The sequence below is a fragment of the Arthrobacter sp. SPT-J7 genome, assembly GCF_059089965.1.
Genome location: NZ_JBNHFF010000379.1, coordinates 1 through 1,959, shown reverse-complemented (window position 1 = coordinate 1,959; position 1,959 = coordinate 1). Strand labels below are relative to the sequence as shown.

The 1,959-nt window shown below is 64.4% G+C and carries 1 protein-coding gene; it reads right to left on the bottom strand.

Annotated features, from left to right (window positions below; all coding sequences use genetic code 11):
• Positions 1 to 136: 136 nt before the first annotated feature.
• Complete coding sequence (locus AC5RWX_RS32815) at positions 137 to 1,750, bottom strand: HNH endonuclease signature motif containing protein (RefSeq protein WP_494100346.1); 1,614 nt, start codon at positions 1,748 to 1,750, stop codon at positions 137 to 139.
• Positions 1,751 to 1,959: the final 209 nt, after the last annotated feature.

Genomic DNA, 1,959 nt, shown 5'->3' with positions numbered 1-1,959 from the left:
GCCGTTGCATGGATGGGCGCGTGTGAGTCAGTCATCTTGCTGATGAATCTAGCGGCCTGCGTGCGCTGGGGAAAGTTTGACGGCAGTTCCTCCCGCTTTGCAGCGCTTAGCCCCGGGGCTCGCTCAGCAAAAGCTGCTAGGTCAGTGCCAGCTCCCCGTCCCTGATCGGGTCTTGGGGTAAAACGATCGGGCCGGCATAGAAGGCCTCCCAAAGAGGATCTTCAGCCGGAAGATCGTCCGGGTCCAGGAAGTTGTCACCCGGAGGTTCCTCCAGTGGGGGCTCAAAAAATAGGGCGTCTTCGCCAGGGCAGGCATGAGTATTGGGCCTCACCAAGGCGCCAAGGCTTCCCGGCCAGTGGGGTGGTTCCCAGTCAGGGTGTTCGCTTTTATGGTGCCTGCCGGTGGGTGAGATCCAGCTGGGTGGTTCGGTCGTGGTGGCCGGGGTGGGTTTCCAGCCGCCGGCGTGCCGCAGTTTGTGGTGTTTGGGGCAGGGCTGGCCGAGGTTGCTGATTCCGGTAGTGCCGCCATTGTGCCAGGCGAGAATGTGGTCCGCTTCATTGTCCAGGGAGTTGTTGCTGCAGCCGGGGAACGGACATTTGCCGTCGCGCATCCGCAGCCAGTTCCGCATGGCTTTGGTCAACCGGTAACTGGTCCGGCCGATCTCCAACGGAGCCCCGTCCCGCGGATCCACCAGCACCCGGTAAAACGAGTCCGCCCCGTCAGCGACCAGGTCACCTGCCATCGAAGCGGGGATCGGGCCGTACCCGTCCAGCATCGCCGGCTCATCGGTCAGGCCCAGCAGCGAAAATACGGGCACGGTGACCAGGACCTGCGCCCGAATTGAAAAACCTGAACCGGAACCTGCTTCCCCGTTGACGTCGGCACCACCGTCGCCAGCACCGCCGGCACTGACCCTGGTGTTGAGGAGCCCTGAAGCGAAGTTGTCCGCCCGCAACTGGGTCAGGGTCCGGCATTCGTCCGGTCCCTGCATGCCCCGGGAGATGACCGTGAGCCGGTCCCAGATTGCGGACGCCTGATCCGCTGGCAGGCACGCGGCCACCCAGCCCATCCCGTCAGTGTCCCGCCAGAATTCAACCCGACGGTCTCCCACACTCTTGGCATGCCGCTTCTCCAGGCTCTCCGGGTGGTGACGCTCCCGCCAGGTCCTGGCCTTGGCTTTGAACCGGTACGCAGGCATCTCACCCACCGGGCACCCCCGGGCAGCGTTCGGCGCCTCCGGGTCCAGGAAGTGCGCCTCCAAAGCAGCCGCCCCGGCGGGGTCAAGGCTCACGGTCTGGTCCACCATGGTCCGGGCATGCGCCCAGGAAATTGTCCCGGCCTGCAAAGCCTCCAGGGTCCGGGGCAGGGACGTGGTCAGGGCATGGGAATCGGCGACCAGGGCACCCGCGGCCCGGTCACCGACCGCCAGCACACACCCGACCTCCGCCACCAGGCTCCGGTCCTGCGCCGTCGCCTCATACGGCGACGAAGCCGGAGCGTTCAGCGCTTTTGTCGCCCCGGCGAACACAGCCACCGCCTGCGCCTTCAGGGCCGCCAGTTTCGCTTCCGACCGTGCCACGCCGGCAAGGACATCCAAAGCCCCATCAGCAACCCGCTGCAACGGATCGCCATCCAACGCTTCAAGGGCACGGGACGGAGCAACATCACCGCCAGCGAGCACAGCAGCAAAAGCAGCGACAGCAGCCACAACAGCCGCCTCCGCCTGCACCACTGCCGCGTTCGTTTCCATACGACTATCCTCTTGCGAGGGTCTGACATTCCGGACCCCAAAGCGGGTGCCCGCAAAAATTCTTCAAACTTTTTTAGGCACCTCATTCGATACGCAGCGGATCAAACCGCGGACTGTGCAGAGGCGCTCCAGCCATGCTTGCCCACATCAATCGAGGCAGAAAGAAAAAGAGGAAAATTGAAGATGGGCGGAGCAGCCCCTCTCCGATC